Origin of the sequence: Streptomyces sp. NPDC048484 (assembly GCF_040651415.1) — a bacterium.
GTDB lineage: Bacteria > Actinomycetota > Actinomycetes > Streptomycetales > Streptomycetaceae > Streptomyces.
Genome location: NZ_JBEZJY010000026.1, coordinates 1 through 18,016, shown reverse-complemented (window position 1 = coordinate 18,016; position 18,016 = coordinate 1). Strand labels below are relative to the sequence as shown.

The 18,016-nt window shown below is 70.3% G+C and carries 14 protein-coding genes; 4 read left to right on the top strand and 10 right to left on the bottom strand.

All coding sequences use genetic code 11. From position 1 onward, the window contains the following. Positions 1 to 46: 46 nt before the first annotated feature. From AB0D14_RS25530 to AB0D14_RS25510, 5 genes are all read right to left on the bottom strand, one after another. Positions 47 to 2,353, bottom strand: coding sequence for an FtsX-like permease family protein (locus AB0D14_RS25530; protein ID WP_362783383.1), 2,307 nt, complete (start codon positions 2,351 to 2,353; stop codon positions 47 to 49). A gap of 113 nt (positions 2,354 to 2,466) precedes the next feature. Next, positions 2,467 to 3,153 carry an ABC transporter ATP-binding protein gene (locus tag AB0D14_RS25525; RefSeq protein WP_362783062.1) on the bottom strand — a complete coding sequence of 229 codons (687 nt, stop codon included), beginning with the start codon at positions 3,151 to 3,153 and terminating at the stop codon, positions 2,467 to 2,469. Further along, complete coding sequence (locus tag AB0D14_RS25520; protein WP_362783059.1) at positions 3,150 to 3,677, bottom strand: PadR family transcriptional regulator; 528 nt, start codon at positions 3,675 to 3,677, stop codon at positions 3,150 to 3,152. The genes AB0D14_RS25525 and AB0D14_RS25520 overlap by 4 nt, the downstream gene beginning before the upstream one ends. Positions 3,678 to 3,947: 270 nt before the next feature. Then, a complete protein-coding gene (locus tag AB0D14_RS25515; protein WP_362783056.1) occupies positions 3,948 to 4,226 on the bottom strand; it encodes a hypothetical protein in 279 nt (92 codons plus the stop codon). Continuing rightward, on the bottom strand, positions 4,223 to 5,167 hold the full coding sequence (locus tag AB0D14_RS25510) for an SPFH domain-containing protein (protein WP_362783053.1): 945 nt from the start codon (positions 5,165 to 5,167) through the stop codon (positions 4,223 to 4,225). Before AB0D14_RS25510 ends, AB0D14_RS25515 begins: the two co-directional genes overlap by 4 nt. Positions 5,168 to 5,424: 257 nt before the next feature. Here AB0D14_RS25510 and AB0D14_RS25505 point away from each other — a divergent pair, with 257 nt between their 5' ends. Next, positions 5,425 to 7,764 carry a transglycosylase domain-containing protein gene (locus AB0D14_RS25505; RefSeq protein WP_362783051.1) on the top strand — a complete coding sequence of 780 codons (2,340 nt, stop codon included), beginning with the start codon at positions 5,425 to 5,427 and terminating at the stop codon, positions 7,762 to 7,764. Between the two features lie 178 nt (positions 7,765 to 7,942). Here the strand turns inward: AB0D14_RS25505 and AB0D14_RS25500 are convergent, their stop codons facing one another. From AB0D14_RS25500 to AB0D14_RS25485, 4 genes are all read right to left on the bottom strand, one after another. Continuing rightward, entirely contained in the window at positions 7,943 to 10,153 is a 2,211-nt protein-coding gene (locus AB0D14_RS25500) for a SpoIIE family protein phosphatase (RefSeq protein ID WP_362783049.1), read from the bottom strand. Between the two features lie 385 nt (positions 10,154 to 10,538). Continuing rightward, positions 10,539 to 11,231 (bottom strand): DUF402 domain-containing protein, encoded by a 693-nt coding sequence (locus AB0D14_RS25495; protein ID WP_362783048.1) that lies wholly within the window; start codon positions 11,229 to 11,231, stop codon positions 10,539 to 10,541. 72 nt (positions 11,232 to 11,303) lie between these two features. Then, on the bottom strand, positions 11,304 to 12,689 hold the full coding sequence (locus tag AB0D14_RS25490; protein WP_362783045.1) for a class II fumarate hydratase: 1,386 nt from the start codon (positions 12,687 to 12,689) through the stop codon (positions 11,304 to 11,306). Between the two features lie 189 nt (positions 12,690 to 12,878). Beyond that, complete coding sequence (locus AB0D14_RS25485) at positions 12,879 to 14,552, bottom strand: fumarate hydratase (protein WP_362783042.1); 1,674 nt, start codon at positions 14,550 to 14,552, stop codon at positions 12,879 to 12,881. A gap of 203 nt (positions 14,553 to 14,755) precedes the next feature. Here AB0D14_RS25485 and AB0D14_RS25480 point away from each other — a divergent pair, with 203 nt between their 5' ends. Together AB0D14_RS25480 and AB0D14_RS25475 are read left to right on the top strand one after the other, a co-directional pair. Beyond that, a complete protein-coding gene (locus AB0D14_RS25480) occupies positions 14,756 to 15,421 on the top strand; it encodes a DUF1707 domain-containing protein (RefSeq protein ID WP_362783380.1) in 666 nt (221 codons plus the stop codon). A 163-nt stretch (positions 15,422 to 15,584) separates the two neighbouring features. Then, on the top strand, positions 15,585 to 15,962 hold the full coding sequence (locus AB0D14_RS25475; RefSeq protein WP_362783039.1) for a WhiB family transcriptional regulator: 378 nt from the start codon (positions 15,585 to 15,587) through the stop codon (positions 15,960 to 15,962). A 232-nt stretch (positions 15,963 to 16,194) separates the two neighbouring features. On the opposite strand, the gene glpX is transcribed toward AB0D14_RS25475, so the two are convergent. After that, positions 16,195 to 17,226 carry a class II fructose-bisphosphatase gene (gene glpX / locus AB0D14_RS25470; RefSeq protein ID WP_362783036.1) on the bottom strand — a complete coding sequence of 344 codons (1,032 nt, stop codon included), beginning with the start codon at positions 17,224 to 17,226 and terminating at the stop codon, positions 16,195 to 16,197. 125 nt (positions 17,227 to 17,351) lie between these two features. On the opposite strand from glpX, the gene AB0D14_RS25465 reads away from it, so the two are divergent. After that, a complete protein-coding gene (locus AB0D14_RS25465) occupies positions 17,352 to 17,870 on the top strand; it encodes a DUF4245 domain-containing protein (protein ID WP_362783033.1) in 519 nt (172 codons plus the stop codon). The last annotated feature ends 146 nt before the right edge of the window (positions 17,871 to 18,016 follow it).

Genomic DNA, 18,016 nt, shown 5'->3' with positions numbered 1-18,016 from the left:
GGAGCCCCTCTCAGGCGGGCCTGTCAGGGGCACGGCCCGTCGCGGGTTACTCCGTACGCAGCCCGTCCGGGCGCATCAGTCGCAGCAGCGGTGGCACGCTGAGCGCCGTCACCACGAGGACGACCCCCGCGCCGATGCCCGTCATCGCGAGGACACTCAGCCAGTCCACCGTCACCGCGGTGTTCGTCATCTTCAGCAGGACCGCGCCCAGGGTGATGCCCACCACCGAGGCGAGGGCCAGGCCCAGCGCGACCGGGATCGCGGTCTGCCACAGCACCGACAGACTCAGTGTGCGGCGCCGGGTGCCGAAGGCGACCAGCGCTGACAGCAGCTTCCTTCGCTCGCGCAGCTGCTCCAGCTGGGAGACCAGCAGGCTCGCCCCGATCAGCCCGAGGACACCGGCCGCGCCGACGAACAGTCCGGTGCGGATGGAGTCGAAGCGTGTCGAGAGCTCACTCGCCTCGTACGTCATGGGGCTCGTGAGCGGGTCGATCTTCGCCACGGTGTTGCGCACCAGCTCCTGAACGTCCGGGACCGCCATGTCGAGCTTGAGATAGACGATCCCGCTGGTGGTCGAGGTCGCCGCGCCGGGCAGCGCACTCGGGGTCATCAGGAAACCACCCCGCTCCCAGCCCGTCGGGTCCACGCGCGGATCGGCCCTCTTGATGTCCCGCGGGACCGTCCAGGGGGCCTCCGCGCCCCTCGGAGCGTCGGAGTCGGTGTAGGAGGGGTCGAAGTAGAGCTTGCGGCCCGGCTTGGCGAGCTCCGGGGTGTCCACGTCGTCCTCGGCACCGTGCACGGCGAACACGTCGCCCTCGCGGCACGAGGGCAGCTTTCCCACCTCGCGCAGGGAGGCGCAGTCGCCGATGGTGACTATCGCGGAGTTCTCGGGGTCCTTCGCGGTCCCGCCGAGGTAGGCGTCGGAGAGTGCGACGGCGCCGCGCACGCCCCGGGTCTCGGCGAACTTCTGCTGGGTGTCGGCGAGGGAGACGTTCTTCGGTACGGTGATCTCCATCTGGGCGCGCGACAGATCCTGGCCGGTGGCCTTCGTGTAGTCGTTCTGGACGCCGGCGAACAGCATCTGCAGGGCGATCGCGCCGGCCACCGCGACGGCGATGCCGTTGACCATGCGGGCCGCGGTGCCGCTGCTCAGCTGGAGCCTGCGCACGGCCAGTTGCCAGGAGACGGAGCCCGAGTTCAGCCGGGCCACGACGGCCTCCACGACCCACGGCAGCAGCGCGGTGATCCCGACGAGGAGCAGGACGACACCACTGGTCACCATGTACTCGTTGAAGTCGCCGTTGGTGTTGCCCTGGCCGATCATCGGGGCGAGCAGGCCGAGACCGCCCAGCGGCAGCAGCAGCCGCCACCACAGCCGGCGTCGCGCGGGCTTGGCCGTGCGCACCACGCCGAGTGGTTCGATGACCACCGCGCGCAGGGCCAGTAGCGTCACCGCGACCGCGGCCGCCGGGACCGCGACGGCGATCAGGAGGGCGAGTACGGGCGTCGGGTTCAGGTAACTCGGGAAGACACTGAAGTCGAACAGCTCGACCGAACCGGCGATCTGGCGCGCGACCAGGAAGAAACCGATGCCGAAGATCAGCCCGAGGAAGGCGCCGGCGAGTGCCTCGCCCGCCGCGATCCGGCGGGTCATCCGGCCGTCGGCGCCGACCAGCCGCAGCGCGGCGAGCCTGCGGTCGCGCCGCTCGCCGCCGAAGCGTACGGCCGCGGCGATGAAGACGCCGACCGGCATCAGCAGTACGACGAAGACCGTCAGGACGAGCAGCAGCAGGACCGGGTCCAGTTCCTCCGAGGGCGCGTCGTCGCCCCGGAAGGTGTCGATGCGCGTGACGTTGGTGCCGTCGTCGTGCCGGGCCAGGCCCTGGGCGCCCGTGTAGTAGGCGAGTTCGGCCGAGCCGATCAGGCCGCTCTCACTGATGGTGCCGGTGATGCGGTACGGCAGCCGGTCGCGCAGCAGCTCGGCGTCCTTGGACTCCAGCAGGCTCTTGAGCGCGGGGGACACGATCATCTCGCCCGGCGCGGGGAACTTCTCGAGCCCGGGCGGCAGCGGCGCCCGCTTGCCCTCCGGCTCCAGTTCGCGGCCGCGGACGTCCCGGTCGTGGAACTCGGTGTCGGTGTTCGCGACGAGCACGGTCTTGTCGGACTTGGCCGGCTCGGCCCTGCTGAACACGAGGTCCTGGCGCGCGTACTCGCGGTCGGACCTCACCTGCATCGCGTTCGGGATGGCGGTGGTGAGCAGCAGCAGTGCCACGCCGAGGCCGACGCCGACGCCGGTGAGCAGGACGCGTATCCAGCCCTCGCGGCCGCCGGTGAACGCGAACTTGGTGCCCATGGCCAGGTCCCTGTACCACTGCCGCACCATGGGGGTGTCGGCCCGGGTGTCCCGCCGGGCGGCCGGTTCCGGGGGAGCCTCGGGCGGGGTGGCGGTGGGCGATGGGCGGGCGCTCATACGGCACGCTCCATGTCCCGGGACTTGCCGTCGCGCACGACGATCTCGCGGTCCGAGTAGGCGGCCACCCGGGTCTCGTGCGTGACGAGGACGATGGCCGCGTTGGCGGACCGGGCGGCGTCCGTGAGCAGTTCCATCACGCGTTCGCCGTTGAGCGAGTCGAGGGCGCCAGTGGGCTCGTCGGCGAACAGCACCCGCGGACTGGTGACGAGGGAGCGGGCCACGGCGACACGCTGGCCCTGGCCGCCGGAGACCTCGCCGGGCCGCTTGCCCGCCAGATCGTCGACCTCCAGGCGCTCCATCCACGACAGGGCGGTGCGCTCGGCCTCCTTGCGGGAGGTGCCGTTCAGCCGCAGCGGCAGGGCCACGTTCTCGACGCAGGTCAGCTCCGGCACCAACTGGCCGAACTGGAAGACGAAGCCGAACTCGGAGCGCCGCAGCGCGCTGCGCTGGGAGTCGTTCATGGCCGACATCTCGCGGCCGTTGTACATGATCGAGCCCGAGTCGGGGGTCACGATGCCGGCGAGGCAGTGCAGCAGGGTCGACTTGCCGGAGCCCGAGGGGCCCATCACGGCGACGACCTCGCCCGGGTGGATGGAGAACCCGGCGCCGTCGAGGGCGTTGGTGGGGCCGTACGCCTTGTACAGGTCGTGGGCCACGAGCAGGGAGCCTGCGGGGGTCATCGAGTCACCGCCTCGGCGAGCTTGTCGAGGCGCGCGGCGGTGAGTTCCAGCCACCGCAGGTCGGCCTCAAGATGGAAGAGAGCATGGTCACAGATCAACTGGTCGGCGAGATCGCCCCTGCGCTTGCGGTCGGTGAGGATGCGCATCATGCGCAGGTGCTCCGAACGCTGGGTGTCGAGGATGTCGGACGCGTCACGGCGCGTCAGGAGAGCCAGGACGACCTTCGTGTAGAGGACCGACTGGAGATACGGCTCCGGCTTCTCCGGCGTCGCGAGCCACCGCTGGACGTCGGTGACGCCGGCCTCGGTGATCGCGTACCGCTTCCGCTCGGGGCCGCCTTCGCCCGCCTCTATCCCGTCGACCTCCACGAGGCCGTTCTTCAGTAGGCGGGACATCGTCGAATAGACCTGGCCGTAGTGCAGCGGCCGGTCGTGACCGAACTTTTCATCGAAGGCCCGCTTCAGGTCGTAACCGTGGCGGGGCCCGGACTCCAGGAGCCCTAGGAGCGTGTGACCGATGGACATGCGGAGCACTCTACACAGTGCGTATACACCGCATGTATACGCACTGTGTAGACCTGTATGCGACGGGTGGAGGTGGAGTGTAAAACAGCAGGTCAGGAGCGATTGTTACGATTCTGCCACCGCCTCGGGGCCCTCGCGCCCAGCACTCCGCACCCCGCGCCCAGCGCTCCGCACCCCGGCCCCGCAAGGGGCCCCAAGGGGCGCGGGGAACTGCGCGACAAGCCCCCGCGGACCCGCAGCCGACCACGCCGCTCCTGCTCCCCGGCTCCTCTACTCCTCGGCCTCCCCGGAAAGAGGCGGCCGTCCCCGCCGGGGAATCGGCCCGGCCGCGCCGGGAAGGCGCCCCGCCTCCCCGAGGGACCGCCGCAGCAGGAACTCGATCTGCGCGTTGGCCGAGCGCAGCTCGTCCCCGGCCCAGCGCGCCAGTGCCTCGTACACGAGCGGGTCCAGCCGCAGCAGCACCTGCTTGCGCTGCTGCTGCGGCCGCCGCTGAGGGGAAGTCGGGGGAGTCGGGGGAGTAGAGGGAGTCTCCTCCGGAGGTGGGGTCACTGGTAGAGGGATCCCGTGTTGAGGACGGGCTGCGGTGCCCGGTCACCGCACAGGACCACCAGCAGGTTCGACACCATCGCGGCCTTCCGCTCGGAGTCCAGCTCCACGATGTCCCGCTCGGAGATCTGCGCGAGCGCCGCCTCGACCATCCCCACCGCGCCGTCCACGATCTGGCGCCGCGCGGCGACGACCGCACCCGCCTGCTGCCGCTGGAGCATCGCCGAGGCGATCTCGGGCGCGTACGCGAGATGCGTGAAGCGGGACTCGATGATCTGCACGCCCGCGGCCTCCACGCGCGCGTGGAGCTCGACCGCGAGCTTCTCGGTGATCTCCTCGGCGTTGCCCCGCAGCGACAGGCCCTCCTCGTCATGGGCGTCGTACGGGTACTCGATGGCGATGTGCCGCACGGCCGCTTCGGTCTGTGTGGCGACGAACTCCAGGAAGTCGTCCACCTCGAAGCTGGCCTGGGCGGTGTCCTCCACCCGCCACACCACGACGGCGGCCAGCTCGATCGGGTTGCCGTAGGCGTCGTTGACCTTGAGGACGGCCGTCTCGTGGTTGCGCACCCGCGTCGAGATCTTCGTGCGGGAGGTGAGCGGGTTGACCCAGCGCAGCCCGTCCTCGCGGATCGTGCCCCGGTAGCGGCCGAAGAGCTGGACGACGCGGGCCTCGCCGGGCGCCACCATGTTCAGGCCGCACATGGCGAAGAAGGCCGCGATGCCGATCAGGACGCCGCCCACGATGAGCACGGCCTTGCCGCCGGTGGCGGCCACCGCGGTGGCGGAGACGATCATCGCGGCGCCCAGCAGCAGGCCGAGAAGCCCGAGCAGCAGCGCGAGCCCGCCGCCGATGCTGTGCGCGCTGAACTCCCGTACGCGCGGAGCGGGCATCTCGGGTACGTCGGCGATGTCTGGAGGGTTTGGAGAGTCATGCGTGGACATGGGTGTTCCCCCGTTTCGTGGTGCCGCCGCCCGACGTTCGGACGGCAGCCTTTGCTAGCTAAGTGATATCACTTTACCCGCGACGACAACCTTCCATGCCTCTGAATCGTCGGTTCCAGTGGGACAGGTGCTGATTGTCACGCCCGTAAAGGGCTGGATCGGTAGACGTTTGTCACCAGCTGCGGTGTTAGTTTGCTGAGCTGACCAGGGCGACGAACCTGTGAGGCACGAGAGACAGAAGCGGAGCGGACGGAGCCATGGGACGAGCGGACGAGAGACGAGCGCGGCAGCGTGGTGGCCACCGCGGCGCGCCGAAACGCTCGTCCAAGGCGGGCGGCAAGGCGGGCGGCAAGACAGGCGGCAAGACCGGCATACGCCGCTTCTTCACCTGGAAGAAGCTCCTCGGCACGTTCTTCGGCCTCTGCCTGCTCGTGATGGCCGCCTTCATCGGGCTCTACCTGATGATCGACGTTCCCAAGGGGAACGCGGCCGCGGTGCAGCAGAGCAACATCTACAAGTACAGCGACGGCTCGACGCTCGCCCGCGACGGCGAGGTGAACCGTGAGCTGGTCGACCTGGAGCAGGTCGACAAGGGCGTCCGCATGACCTTCGTCGCCGCCGAGAACAAGTCCTTCTACAAGGACGCCGGCGTCGACTTCAGGGGCACGGCCCGCGGTGTGCTCAACACCCTCTCCGGCAAGGGCAAGCAGGGTGGCTCGACGATCACCCAGCAGTACGTCAAGAACTACTACCTCACCCAGGACCAGACCGTCACGCGCAAGCTGAAGGAACTGGTCATCTCGCTGAAGGTGGACCGCCAGAAGTCCAAGGACGCCATCCTCGCGGGCTACATCAACACCAGCTACTACGGCCGCAACGCCTGGGGCATCCAGGCCGCCGCGCAGGCCTACTACCGCGTCGACGCGGACGACCTCTCGGTCGGGCAGGGCGCGTACCTCGCCGCACTGCTCCAGGCCCCGAGCCAGTACGACTGGGCGGTCGCCAGCGACACCAGCAAGAAGCTGGTCAAGAACCGCTGGGACTACGTCCTGAACAACATGGTCGAGGAGGGCTGGCTGAGCTCCGGCAAACGCGACGGGATGAAGTTCCCGGTGCCCAAGGCCCCCAAGGGCGCGCCCGGTATGCAGGGCCAGGCCGGCTACATGGTGGAGGCCGCCGACAACGCGCTGATGAAACAGCTCGTCGCGAAGGGGACGGCCGCCGACCTGAAGGAGGCCGAGACCCTGGTCAAGGCGGGCGGCTGGACCATCACGCTGAACATCGACAAGAAGAAGCAGGCCCAGCTGGAGAAGTCCGTCAAGGGTCAGCTGACCGGCAAGCTCGACAAGAAGAAGCGGGACGTCGACGCGAACGTCCAGGCCGGTGCCGTGTCCGTCGATTCGAAGACCGGACGTGTCGTCGCGATGTACGGCGGCGTCGACTACGTGGAGCACTACACGAACAACGCGACGCGCCGCGACTACCAGCCCGCCTCCACCTTCAAGCCGCTGATCCTGGCCGCGGCCGTCGAGAAGGACGCCACGACCCAGGGCGACGTGCCGATCACGGCGAACGCGATCTACGACGGCACCAGCAAGCGTCCCGTCGTCGACGACGGGAAGAAGGTCGGGTTCGCGCCGCCGAACGAGGACGACGTCGACTACGGCGACGTCACCGTCCAGACCGCGATGAACAAGTCCATCAACTCCGTCTTCGCGCAGATGGGCGTCGATGTCGGCATGGACCAGGTCATGAAGACCGCGGGCGAGCTGGGCATGGACGTCGAGGACGCCAAGTCGGTGCCCGCCCAGACCCTCGGCACCATGGGCGCGAGCCCGATGGACATGGCCGGCGTCTACGCGACCCTCGACAACCACGGCAAGAAGGTCACCCCGGCCATCGTGAAGTCGGTCAAGCACAAGGACCGCTCGGTGGAGTTCCCCGAGGCGGTCGGCGAGCGGGTCATCAGCCGCGAGGCCGCGGACACCGTCACCTCGGTGCTGACGGGCGTGGTCGACGACGGTACGGCCAGGACGTCCGTACGCGACAACCCGGGCCGGGACGGCCAGCAGGTCGCGGGCAAGACCGGCACGTCCGACTGCAACAAGTCGGCCTGGTTCACCGGGTACACGCCGAAGCTCGTCACCTCGGTGGGCGTCTTCGGCGAAGCCGCCAAGGCGGGCACCACCCGGTGCGGCAAGGACAAGCCGGTCAAGGTCAAGGCGTTCAGCCAGGTCACGCTGCAGGGCGCGGCCGGTGGCGGCCGCGTCAACGGCGGTGGCTACCCCGCTCAGATCTGGGCGGCGTACACCTTCGGCGCGATGGGCGACGTCTCCAAGTTCGACCTCGACACGAAACAGGGCGCGGCCGTGCGGCCCAGCGACACGCCGACGGTCTCCGAGGCGCCGCCGGCCACACCCGATGAACCGTCCTCCGAGGACCCGACGAGCAAACCGGCCACGACCAGCCCTCCGCCGGAGAGCTCGCCCGAGGACACTCCGTCGGAAGAGGATCCGCCACCGACCACCAGCCCCCCGCCGTCGTCATCGGGCATCGAGCCGCCACCGGACCCGGACGACCCACAGTCAGATCCGTAACCGCAGAGGGGGGCGTCCCTTAAAAGGAGGGGGCGTCCCTTGGGGGCGCCCCTTCAGGGGCGCGGGGAACTGCGCGACCAGCCACGACGCACCCGCAGCGCACAACGACCCGCACCCACAACGGCGCTGAAAACGGCGCCCCACGCGGGAGCGACTGGCGTGATCGACCGGACAGGTCCTAGTCGTGGTTCAACTCGAACCACACGACCTTCCCCGTACTGAGCCGGGTCGCACCCCACCGCCTGGCCAGCTTGTTCACCAGGTAGAGGCCGCGGCCCCCTTCATCCGTGGCGCGCGCCTGCCGCAGCCGCGGCAGCTGCGGCACGTCGTCGGCGACTTCGCAGCGCAGCACGTCGGTACGGAGCAGCCGCAGCGTGACGGGCCGGGAGGCGTAGCGCACGGCGTTGGTGACGACCTCGCTGACGAGCAGCTCCAGGGAGTCCGTGAGCTCCTCCAGACCCCAGCGGGACAGCGCCTTGCGGGCCAGCCGGCGGGCCCGGCCGGGCGCCGTGTCCTCGGGGTCCAGATGCCAGAGCGCGACATCGCTCGGCGCGATTCCGTCGAAGCGGGCGGCGAGCAGCGCGATGTCGTCGTCCCGGTCGCCCGGACCGAGCATGTCGAGCACCTCGTCGCACAGCGCCTCAAGGGGCGGCGGGTGGTCCGGCCCGGTCAACGCCGCGGTGGCGGCGATCCGTTCGCGCAGCTGCTCTATCCCGGTCCACACGTCACGCAGCCGTGACTCGACCAGGCCGTCGGTGTAGAGCAGCAGGGTGGCGCCGGCGGGCGCGTCCAGTTCGACCGCCTCGAAGTCCACGCCGCCTACGCCGATCGGAGCGCCCGGGGGTACGCGCAGTACCTCGGCACGGCCGCCCAGATGCAGCAGTACGGGCGGGGGATGGCCCGCGTTCGCGATGGTGATGCGGTGCGCGACCGGGTCGTACACCGCGTACAGGCAGGTCGCCATGCGGTCGGTGCCGAGTCGCTGGGCCTGCTCGTCCAGGTGGTGCAGGACCTCCTGCGGCGGCAGGTCGAGCCCGGCGAGGGTCTGCGCGGTCGTGCGCAGCTGGCCCATGATCGCCGCCGAGGTCATGGAGTGGCCCATGACGTCACCGACGACGAGGGCGACCCTGCTGCCGGGCAGCGGGATCGCGTCGTACCAGTCGCCGCCGACCCGTGCCGTCTCGGCGGCCGGCAGATAGCGCGACGCCAGCCGTACGCCGGTGGGACGCGGCAGGGTCTCGGGCAGCATCGTGCGCTGCAGTTCGTCCGCGATGTAGGCCTCGCGGCCGTACAGCACCGCTTTGTCGATGCCGAGCGCGCTGTGCGTGGCGAGCTGCGCCGCGACCAGCAGGTCGTCCGTCTCGAAGGCGGGCCGGTCGGGGCGGCGCAGGAACAGCGCGGCACCGATCACGCGCCGGCGGCCGCGCAGCGGCGCGAGGATCGCGCGCTGGCCGCTGGGCACGCTCAGGTTGTCGCCGATCAGCTCGGGCAGCGCGGCCCGCGCGGCGGGGGCGTCCGCGAAGACGGGCCGCACACCGCGCAGCACCTCGTTCAGCGCGCCACCGGGCCGTACGGTGCACAGCTCGGCGGTGATCCCGACGTCCGGCTCGGACTGGAGCCCGGGCAGCAGGAAGCCCTCGGTGTCCCGGTCCTCCGGGATCCGGTCCGTGCGCCGCAGCCGCAGTACGACGGGCCCGGTGGGCCGCTCGTCGCCGACCGGCAGCGGATCGCGGAGATAGACGAGGATCGCGTCCGAGAAGGTCGGCACCGTGGCCCGGCACAGCCCCATCACGATCTCGTCGAGGTCGATGCCGCGGGCGATCCGCCGGGTGGCGGCCCCCACGAAGCGCAGCCGGTCGCCGTCGCGGCGCATGGGCATGGGCGCCCCGGGCGCCGGGATCTGGCCCGTACGGCGGTCCTTGCTGCCCTGGAGGGCGATGGACTCGGCGCCGGGCTGGGACGGGACGGCCTCCGGTGCGGGCCGCGGCCGGTGCGGACCGGATTCCGTCGCGGCCGGCTGGGAGTGCTCGGGTCCGGAGCCGGCGGGCGCGTCGGTCGGGCCGTGGCCACCGGAGGGCGCGGGCGGGCCCTGGCTGCCGGCCGGGGAACCCGACGCGGCGGGCGTACCCGTGGCGGCGGCTCCGGCGTCCGCGGGCACGGGTGTGCCGATCGGACCCTGGCCGTCGGGCACAGGCATGCCGCCGGCTCCCGGCGAAACGGGGGCGGCGGCCGGGCGTCCCTGCGTGGGCAGACCGGGTGGGCCCTGTACCGGCGGCTCCGGGGTACGCAGAAGCGCCCCGCGAGGGTCCGCAGGGGCCGTGGGCCGGGCAGCGTTCGGCTGCCGGCGCTCATGGGAGGTGGGGTGCTCCGTCACGCGTGTCGAATCCATCCGTCCGGTGCTGCGCGCCGTGCGTGCAGTTCGTCCCGCAGGAAACCCGATACCCGGAATACGTGCCCCAGGAACGGAATCCCCGCGTGATCAGACAGCCTCTCAGAAGAATGACCTTCGGACACCGGCGGGGACAGCCCCATTCGCCGGCTACGGGCCGTGCCCTCGTGACCCTCGTACCCCTCGCTCACGTCCTGCCGCCCCTCGGTGACGTTCGGTCAAGCCCAGTGCCTGTTGCGGGAGTTGCCGTACGGTACCCCGCCCGCCACCCGATCACCTCTCCTCAACGACGGTGCTGTGCACCGACCCTGACTGTCCGTTGCGGCCTGACTGTTCGTTGCGGAGGGCGATCCTACGGTTCTACCACGGGGGCGCATCAAGGGTCTCACGTGGACACGTGCGCGGGCGTGCGATCCCAGTCGTCCGGCAAGGACGGTACCGACCAGGCCGGATCGGGGCGCCAGCGCTGCCAGCCGTCCGAGAACGGTGGGCCCCAGCGGCGGATCACCTCCACCGCCGCCCGTCCGGCCTCCCCGACGCGCGCCGCCAGCCGGTCGTCCATCAGGCCGTCCCGCTGGGCCTGCGCGAACTCGTCCTCGTCGCGCCAGCCCCAAGTCCGGTCCGGGTGCACCGAGATGTCGAGGAAGTGGTCCTCGGAGTCGACCCCGCCGACCCATCTGACCAGCGGTTCCTCCAAGTTGACATACCAGTTCTTGAACTGCCAGCCCGGCTCCCAGAACAGCCACACCGACCACGGTTCGCCCGGCCGCGCCAGTTTCAGGACACCCGTGCCGAACCAGCGGTCCCGCTGGACGGTCCGCGGCTTGGTGTAGCGGGACTCCAGCGGCTCCGCGTGCACCGACGTACCGTCCACGAGGACGGGCTTCACGCACTCCGTCCCCGGAGCCAGCCACACCGCGAGCAGTTCCTCGTCGTCCCGTACGACGGTCACGGGACGCGCGATGTGGAGGCGCTCGCCGGCGTTCTCCCGGTAACGCCACAGGATCTGACTTCCGGGGTTCCAGTACGCCGCCGAACCGCCCGCTTCCACGTGTGTCACCGCTCCAACCTCTGCCATGAACAGATATTAGGTGCCCGGGGCATACGACGCTGCGGTAAGCGGCACGGTTCGCCTGCTCGCCGGACGACGTTACGGCCGTGTCATCCGCAGGACATCCAGGGCCTCGTCCAGCTGCTCCCGGGTGAGGTCGCCGCGGTCGACGTAACCGGACTCCAGGACGACCTCGCGGATGGTCCTCCGCTCGGCCAGGGCCTTCTTGGCGACCTTCGCGGCCTCCTCGTACCCGATGTACTTGTTCAGCGGCGTCACGACCGACGGCGACGACTCGGCGTACTCGCGGGCCCGCTCGCGGTTGGCCGTGATCCCGTCCACGGTCCGGTCGGAGAGCAGCCGGGAGACGTTCGCGAGCAGCCGGACCGACTCAAGGACGTTCTTGGCGATGACGGGCAGCATGACGTTGAGCTCGAAGTTGCCGGAGGCGCCGGCCACGCCGATCGTGGCGTCGTTCCCGGTCACCTGCGCGGCCACCATCAGCACGGCCTCGGGAATGACCGGATTGACCTTGCCGGGCATGATCGACGAGCCCGGCTGGAGGTCGGGCAGATTGATCTCCGCGAGGCCCGTACGCGGCCCCGAGGCCATCCACCGCAGATCGTTGGAGATCTTCGTGAGCCCCACGGCGATGGTCCGCAGCTGCCCGCTGGTCTCGACGATGCCGTCCCGCGCGCCCTGCGCCTCGAAGTGGTCGCGCGCCTCGGTGAGCGGCAGCCCGGTGGTCCGCGCGACCTCGGCGATCACGGCGGCGGCGAATCCGGGGGGTGTGTTGATCCCGGTCCCCACGGCCGTACCGCCCAGCGGCAGCTCGGCGAGCCGCGGGAGGGACGCCTCCAGCCGCTCGATCCCGTACCGCACCTGGGCCGCGTACCCGCCGAACTCCTGGCCGAGCGTCACCGGAGTGGCGTCCATGAGGTGGGTTCGCCCCGACTTCACGACGTCGGCGAACTCCTCGGACTTACGGGTCAGCGATGCGGCGAGGTGGTCCAGGGCGGGAATGAGGTCGTGGGTGACGGCGGCGGTCGCGGCGATGTGGATCGAGGACGGGAAGACGTCGTTGCTGGACTGCGAGGCGTTCACGTGGTCGTTCGGGTGGACGTCCCTGCCGAGCCGCTCCGTCGCCAGCGTGGCGACGACCTCGTTGGTGTTCATGTTGGACGAGGTCCCGGAACCCGTCTGGAAGACGTCCACGGGGAAGTGCTCGTCCCACTTCCCGCCCGCGACCTCGCCCGCCGCCTCCTGGATGGCGTCCGCGACGTCCTTGTCCAGCACGCCGAGGCCCGCGTTCACCTTGGCGGCGGCCGCCTTGATCCGGGCGAGGGCCTCGATGTGCGCGCGCTCCAGGTGCCGGCCGGAGATCGGGAAGTTCTCCACGGCGCGCTGGGTCTGGGCCCGCCACTTCGCGTCCGCGGGGACGCGGACCTCGCCCATGGAGTCGTGTTCGATGCGGTAGTCGCTCATACCAGGTATATCGCCCCCGCCGCCCGTACCCATTCCCGTCATCTGGGGGCTGCGCCCCCAGACCCCCAGGCCCCCAGACCCCCTGTCGACCTGGGCGGCCTCGTCCTCAGACGCCGGACGGGGTGAAGATTCAGCCCGTCCGGCGTCTGAGGAGCGGGGGCCGGGGGCCGGGGGCCGGGGGCGAAAAACCTAGCCCAGTCCCAGCCCCGGTCCCCGTACCGGAATCGACGTGAACGTCGGAGCCGGTGCCGGGTCCTTGAAGAAGTCGTTGCCCTTGTCGTCGACCACGATGAACGCCGGGAAGTCCTCGACCTCGATCTTCCAGACGGCCTCCATCCCGAGTTCCTCGTACTCGACGACCTCGACCTTCTTGATGCAGTCCTGGGCGAGCCGCGCGGCAGGCCCGCCGATCGACCCGAGGTAGAACCCGCCGTGCGACCCGCACGCGTCGGTGACCTGCTGCGACCGGTTCCCCTTCGCCAGCATCACGCGGGAGCCGCCCGCCGCCTGGAACTGCTCCACATAGGAGTCCATGCGCCCGGCCGTGGTCGGCCCGAAGGACCCGGACGCGTACCCCTCCGGGGTCTTGGCGGGACCCGCGTAGTACACCGGGTGGTCCTTCAGGTACTGCGGCATCTCCTCGCCCGCGTCGAGCCGCTCCTTGATCTTGGCGTGTGCGATGTCGCGCGCCACGACGAGCGGGCCGGAGAGCGACAGCCGGGTCTTCACCGGGTACTTGGTCAGCTCGGCCAGGATGTCGTCCATCGGCCGGTTCAGGTCGATGCGCACGGCGTCACCGGCCTCGTCAAGGTGCTCTTCGGTGGTCTCCGGCAGGAAGTGCGCCGGGTCGGTCTCCAGCTGCTCCAGGAAGACGCCCTCCGCGGTGATCTTCGCGACGGCCTGGCGGTCGGCGGAGCAGGAGACGGCGATGGCGACCGGGCAGGACGCGCCGTGCCGCGGCAGGCGCACCACCCGCACGTCGTGGCAGAAGTACTTGCCGCCGAACTGCGCGCCGATCCCGATCCGCTGCGTCAGCTCGAAGACCTTCTCCTCCAGGTCCTTGTCCCGGAAGCCGTGGCCGAGCGGGGAACCCTCGGCCGGGATCTCGTCCAGGTAGTGCGCGGACGCGTACTTCGCGGTCTTCAGGGCGTACTCCGCGCTCGTGCCGCCGACGACGATCGCCAGGTGGTACGGCGGGCAGGCCGCCGTACCGAGCGAGCGGATCTTCTCCTCCAGGAACTTCATCATGGAGGCCTCGTTCAGGACGGCCTTCGTCTCCTGGTAGAGGAACGACTTGTTGGCCGAGCCGCCGCCCTTGGCCATGAACAGGAACTTGTAGGCGCCGCCGTCGGCCGCGTACAGCTCGATCTGGGCGGGGAGGTTGGAGCCGGTGTTCTTCTCCTCCCACATGGTCAGCGGGGCCATCTGCGAGTAGCGCAGGTTCAGGTTCAGGTACGCGTCGTAGATGCCGCGGGAGAGGGCCGCCTCGTCGCCTCCTGCCGTCAGCACGTTCTGGCCGCGCTTGCCCATCACGATCGCCGTGCCGGTGTCCTGGCACATGGGCAGCACACCGGCGGCCGCGATGTTCGCGTTCTTCAGGAGGTCCAGGGCGACGAACTTGTCGTTGCTGGAGGCCTCGGGGTCGTCGATGATGCGCCGCAGCTGCGCGAGGTGCGCGGGCCTCAGGTAGTGCTGGATGTCGTGGATCGCCTCGGCGGCGAGCTTGCGCAGCGCCTCGGGTTCCACCTTGAGGAACGTGCGCCCGTCGGCCTCGACGGTGGAGACACCCTCGGAGGTCACCAGCCGGTACGGGGTGGTGTCCTCTCCCTGGGGGAGCAGATCGGTGTACTCGAACTCAGGCATCTCGCCAAATCCTTCGTCGACAGACAGCGGCCGGCCTCCGTTGGCGGCGCCCACCAGCGTAGAACCTGCCTCGGACACCGGGCTTGTGAGGTAAGGCTCAGTTCGTCGTCCACGCCCTCTAGTCGCGATCTATCGCGTTTGGGTACGCTGCTGCCGTGGACGTTCAGAAGCACACTGAGCCCGACCTTCGGAAGCACACCGACCTGCGTGAGCGCACCGACCTGCGGGCCTCCGACGCGGACCGTGACCGGACCGCGGACATTCTGCGCGAGGCGCTCGCCGAGGGCCGCCTGACCGCGGAGGAACACGCGGAGCGGGTCGAGGAGGTCCTTCGCGCGAAGACCGTGGGTGAACTGGAACCGCCGGTGCGGGACCTGCCGGCGGCCCACAGGGCCCGCCCGTCGGCCTCGTTCGCGCCGGCCCCCAGACGCCCCGCCCCGGGCGCGGTCCCCTCGGTCGCCGACGAGAACGTGGTGGCGGTGTTCAGTGCGGCCGTGCGCAAGGGCCGCTGGCGAGTGGGCCGGCGCACGCACGCGTACGCGATCTTCGGCAGCGTGGAGATAGATCTCAGCGAGGCGATCTTCGAGCACCAGCAGGTCGTGATCAAGGCGATCTCGGTGTTCGGCACCGTCGAGATCCGCGTCCCGGAGAACGTGTCGTTGCGCGGCAGCGGCGGCGGAGTCCTCGGCAACTTCGAGGTGGACACGCTGGATTCGGGCGAACAGGACGCACCCGTGGTGTACGTGGACGGATTGGCCGTACTGGGCAATATCGAGGCAAAACCCAAGCGGGGCAAGCTGATCGAGGACATCCTCGACCGGGTCGGCGACCGGGTGAACGCCAAGTTGCGCAAACACCTCGGGCATTGACGGTCGCGAATTCCGCGGCGGGCGGAGGGCGGTGGTCCGGTGGTGACGGTCCACTGCCGGCCGGGATCTCCCGCGCTTGGGAACTGAGTGCTTAGGCGTGCGCACAGCGGGTAGGCCTTGCTGCATCGTCTCTCGCTCGCGAAGCCGTCGTCAGGAGTAGACCGTGCTGCATCCGCCGCATCAGTCCTTGCAGGTCGCTGCCGTTCCGCCCCAGCCGGTGCCGGTGCGCGAGAGGGACCAGGACGCCCCATGGCATACGGAGGCCGTGTGCCGCCGCGATGAGGCCGGGCTGTTCTTCGCACCCTCGAAGGAACCCACCGCGGCCCGGCTGTCCCGCGAGGATGCGGCGAAGCGGGTCTGCGCACGCTGTCCGGTGATGGTCGAATGCCGGGAACACGCGCTCCTGCAACCCGAGCCGTACGGGGTCTGGGGCGGCCTCACCGCCGCCGAGCGCCGCGTGGTCCTGGCCCGGCGCCGCCGCCGCGATCTCGAACTGCAGAAGGCGGCCCACACGACGGGAACGATAGCCGCGGCCGGCTGACAGACACGGGAACGGGGCGCCCCTGCGCACAAGGGACGCCCCACCGCCGTACGTTCCCGATCACCGTCGCGGCCCGCCTCCAGGGGTGCGGGAACCGCGCGTTCAGCGGTGCGGGAGCCGCGCGTTCAGGGGCGCGGGGAACTGCGCGACCAGCCACGACGCACCCGCAGTCGTCCATGGCTCCACGGCCCCACGGAACGTACGGAACGTACGACCCGCACAACCGACGGAGTCACTTCGCCCGGTCGAAGTCGATCGCGCTGTAGGCCCGCAGCTTCGCCAGCCGGTGCTCCGAGGCGATCTGCCGGACCGTCCCCGACTTCGAGCGCATCACGATCGAGTCGGTCGTCGCGGTCTCGGGCCGATAGCGGACTCCCTGCAGCAGCTCGCCGTCCGTGATGCCGGTCGCCACGAAGAAGACGTTCTCGCCTGAGACCAGATCGTCGGTGAGCAGGACGCGGTCCAGGTCGTGGCCCGCGTCCACCGCGCGTGCCCGCTCCTCGTCGTCCTTGGGCCACAGCTTGCCCTGGATGGTGCCGCCGAGGCACTTCACGGCGCAGGCCGAGATGATGCCCTCGGGCGTGCCGCCGATGCCGAGCAGCAGATCGATGCCCGTGCCCTCGCGCAGCGCCAGGATGGAGCCCGCGACGTCGCCGTCGGAGATGAGCTTGATGCGCGCGCCGGTCTCCCGGATCTCCTTGATGATGCCGTCGTGGCGCGGCCGGTCGAGGACGACGACGGTGACGTCCTCGGGTGTGACGCGCTTGGCCCTGGCGACCCGGCGGATGTTCACGGACACCGGGGCGTTGATGTCGACGAAGTCGGCGGCCTCGGGGCCGGTCACCAGCTTGTCCATGTAGAAGACCGCGGACGGGTCGAACATGGTGCCGCGGTCGGCGGCGGCCAGTACGGCGATCGCGTTGGTCATGCCCGCCGCGGTGAGCGTGGTCCCGTCGATCGGGTCGACGGCGATGTCGCACTCCGGACCCGTTCCGTCCCCGACGTGCTCTCCGTTGAAGAGCATCGGGGCCTCGTCCTTCTCGCCCTCCCCGATGACGACGACGCCGTTCATGGAGACGGTGGAGACGAGGGTCCGCATGGCCCGTACCGCCGCGCCGTCGGCGCCGTTCTTGTCGCCGCGGCCGACCCAGCGGCCCGCGGCCATCGCGGCGGCTTCGGTGACCCGGACGAGCTCAAGGGCAAGGTTGCGGTCGGGGGCCTCGGAGGGAACCTCGAGTTCGGACGGCAAGTGATGCTCGGTCATCGGAGCGCACCTTTCTGATACGGCGACGGCCGGATGAGGGTTCGGGTCGACTCTATCCTCAGTCCGACAAAATGAGCAGGGGGCCCCACGGATGAGCGGACCGGTGCACCTGCGACGATGGGGTCGTGGCAGGTACGAAAGGCAAGCAGTCGGTCCGGGACATGGTGCTGTCCCTGGGCCTGATCGGCATCGTCGCGGGCTTCATCTACGTCTTCATCCCCAATGACGACTCGGAGCCCCCTCTCGAACGGGTCGACTACCGGGTCGAACTCCTCACGGCACGCCGCGCGGCCGCCTATCCGGTGGCAGCGCCCGAGGGCCTGTCCACGCAGTGGAAGGCGACCTCGGTGCGGTTCCGGGGCGACGACTTCGACGCGTGGCACCTCGGCTTCCACGACCCCGACGGGGAGTACGTGGCGATCGAGCAGTCCACTCAGAAGCCTGTCCCGTTCATCGAGGACGCCAGCCAGGGCGCCGAGGAGACGAACGTCACGCAGCGCATCGGCGACAAGTCCTGGAAGCGGTACAAGGGCACGAAGTACGACGCTCTCGTGCTCCGCGAGAAGAATTCCACGACCGTCGTCACGGGCACGGCGTCGTTCGCGCAGCTGGTGAAGATGGCGGAAGCGCTGAAGACGTCGTGAGCGCGGCGCGGGAGACGTGCCCCGCCTGACCCGGATGTGCGACCCGGATGTGGGGGGGGGCCCCCCCCCCCCGGGGGGGCGCTCGGCCCACCGGGCCCGGCGGGGGGCGGGGCGAGCGCCGGGGGGCGCCCGGGGGGGCACGCGGG

Bases quoted from the DNA above. Each gene is read 5' to 3' on its own strand.
- AB0D14_RS25505 (WP_362783051.1), top strand. From the start codon at position 5,425: ATGGGACGAGCGGACGAGAGACGAGCGCGGCAGCGTGGTGGCCACCGC.
- AB0D14_RS25485 (WP_362783042.1), bottom strand. From the start codon at position 14,552: ATGCCTGAGTTCGAGTACACCGATCTGCTCCCCCAGGGAGAGGACACC.
- AB0D14_RS25495 (WP_362783048.1), bottom strand. From the start codon at position 11,231: ATGGCAGAGGTTGGAGCGGTGACACACGTGGAAGCGGGCGGTTCGGCG.
- AB0D14_RS25520 (WP_362783059.1), bottom strand. From the start codon at position 3,677: ATGTCCATCGGTCACACGCTCCTAGGGCTCCTGGAGTCCGGGCCCCGC.
- AB0D14_RS25490 (WP_362783045.1), bottom strand. From the start codon at position 12,689: ATGAGCGACTACCGCATCGAACACGACTCCATGGGCGAGGTCCGCGTC.
- AB0D14_RS25500 (WP_362783049.1), bottom strand. From the start codon at position 10,153: ATGGATTCGACACGCGTGACGGAGCACCCCACCTCCCATGAGCGCCGG.
- AB0D14_RS25530 (WP_362783383.1), bottom strand. From the start codon at position 2,353: ATGGGCACCAAGTTCGCGTTCACCGGCGGCCGCGAGGGCTGGATACGC.
- glpX (WP_362783036.1), bottom strand. From the start codon at position 17,226: ATGACCGAGCATCACTTGCCGTCCGAACTCGAGGTTCCCTCCGAGGCC.
- AB0D14_RS25510 (WP_362783053.1), bottom strand. From the start codon at position 5,167: ATGTCCACGCATGACTCTCCAAACCCTCCAGACATCGCCGACGTACCC.
- AB0D14_RS25525 (WP_362783062.1), bottom strand. From the start codon at position 3,153: ATGACCCCCGCAGGCTCCCTGCTCGTGGCCCACGACCTGTACAAGGCG.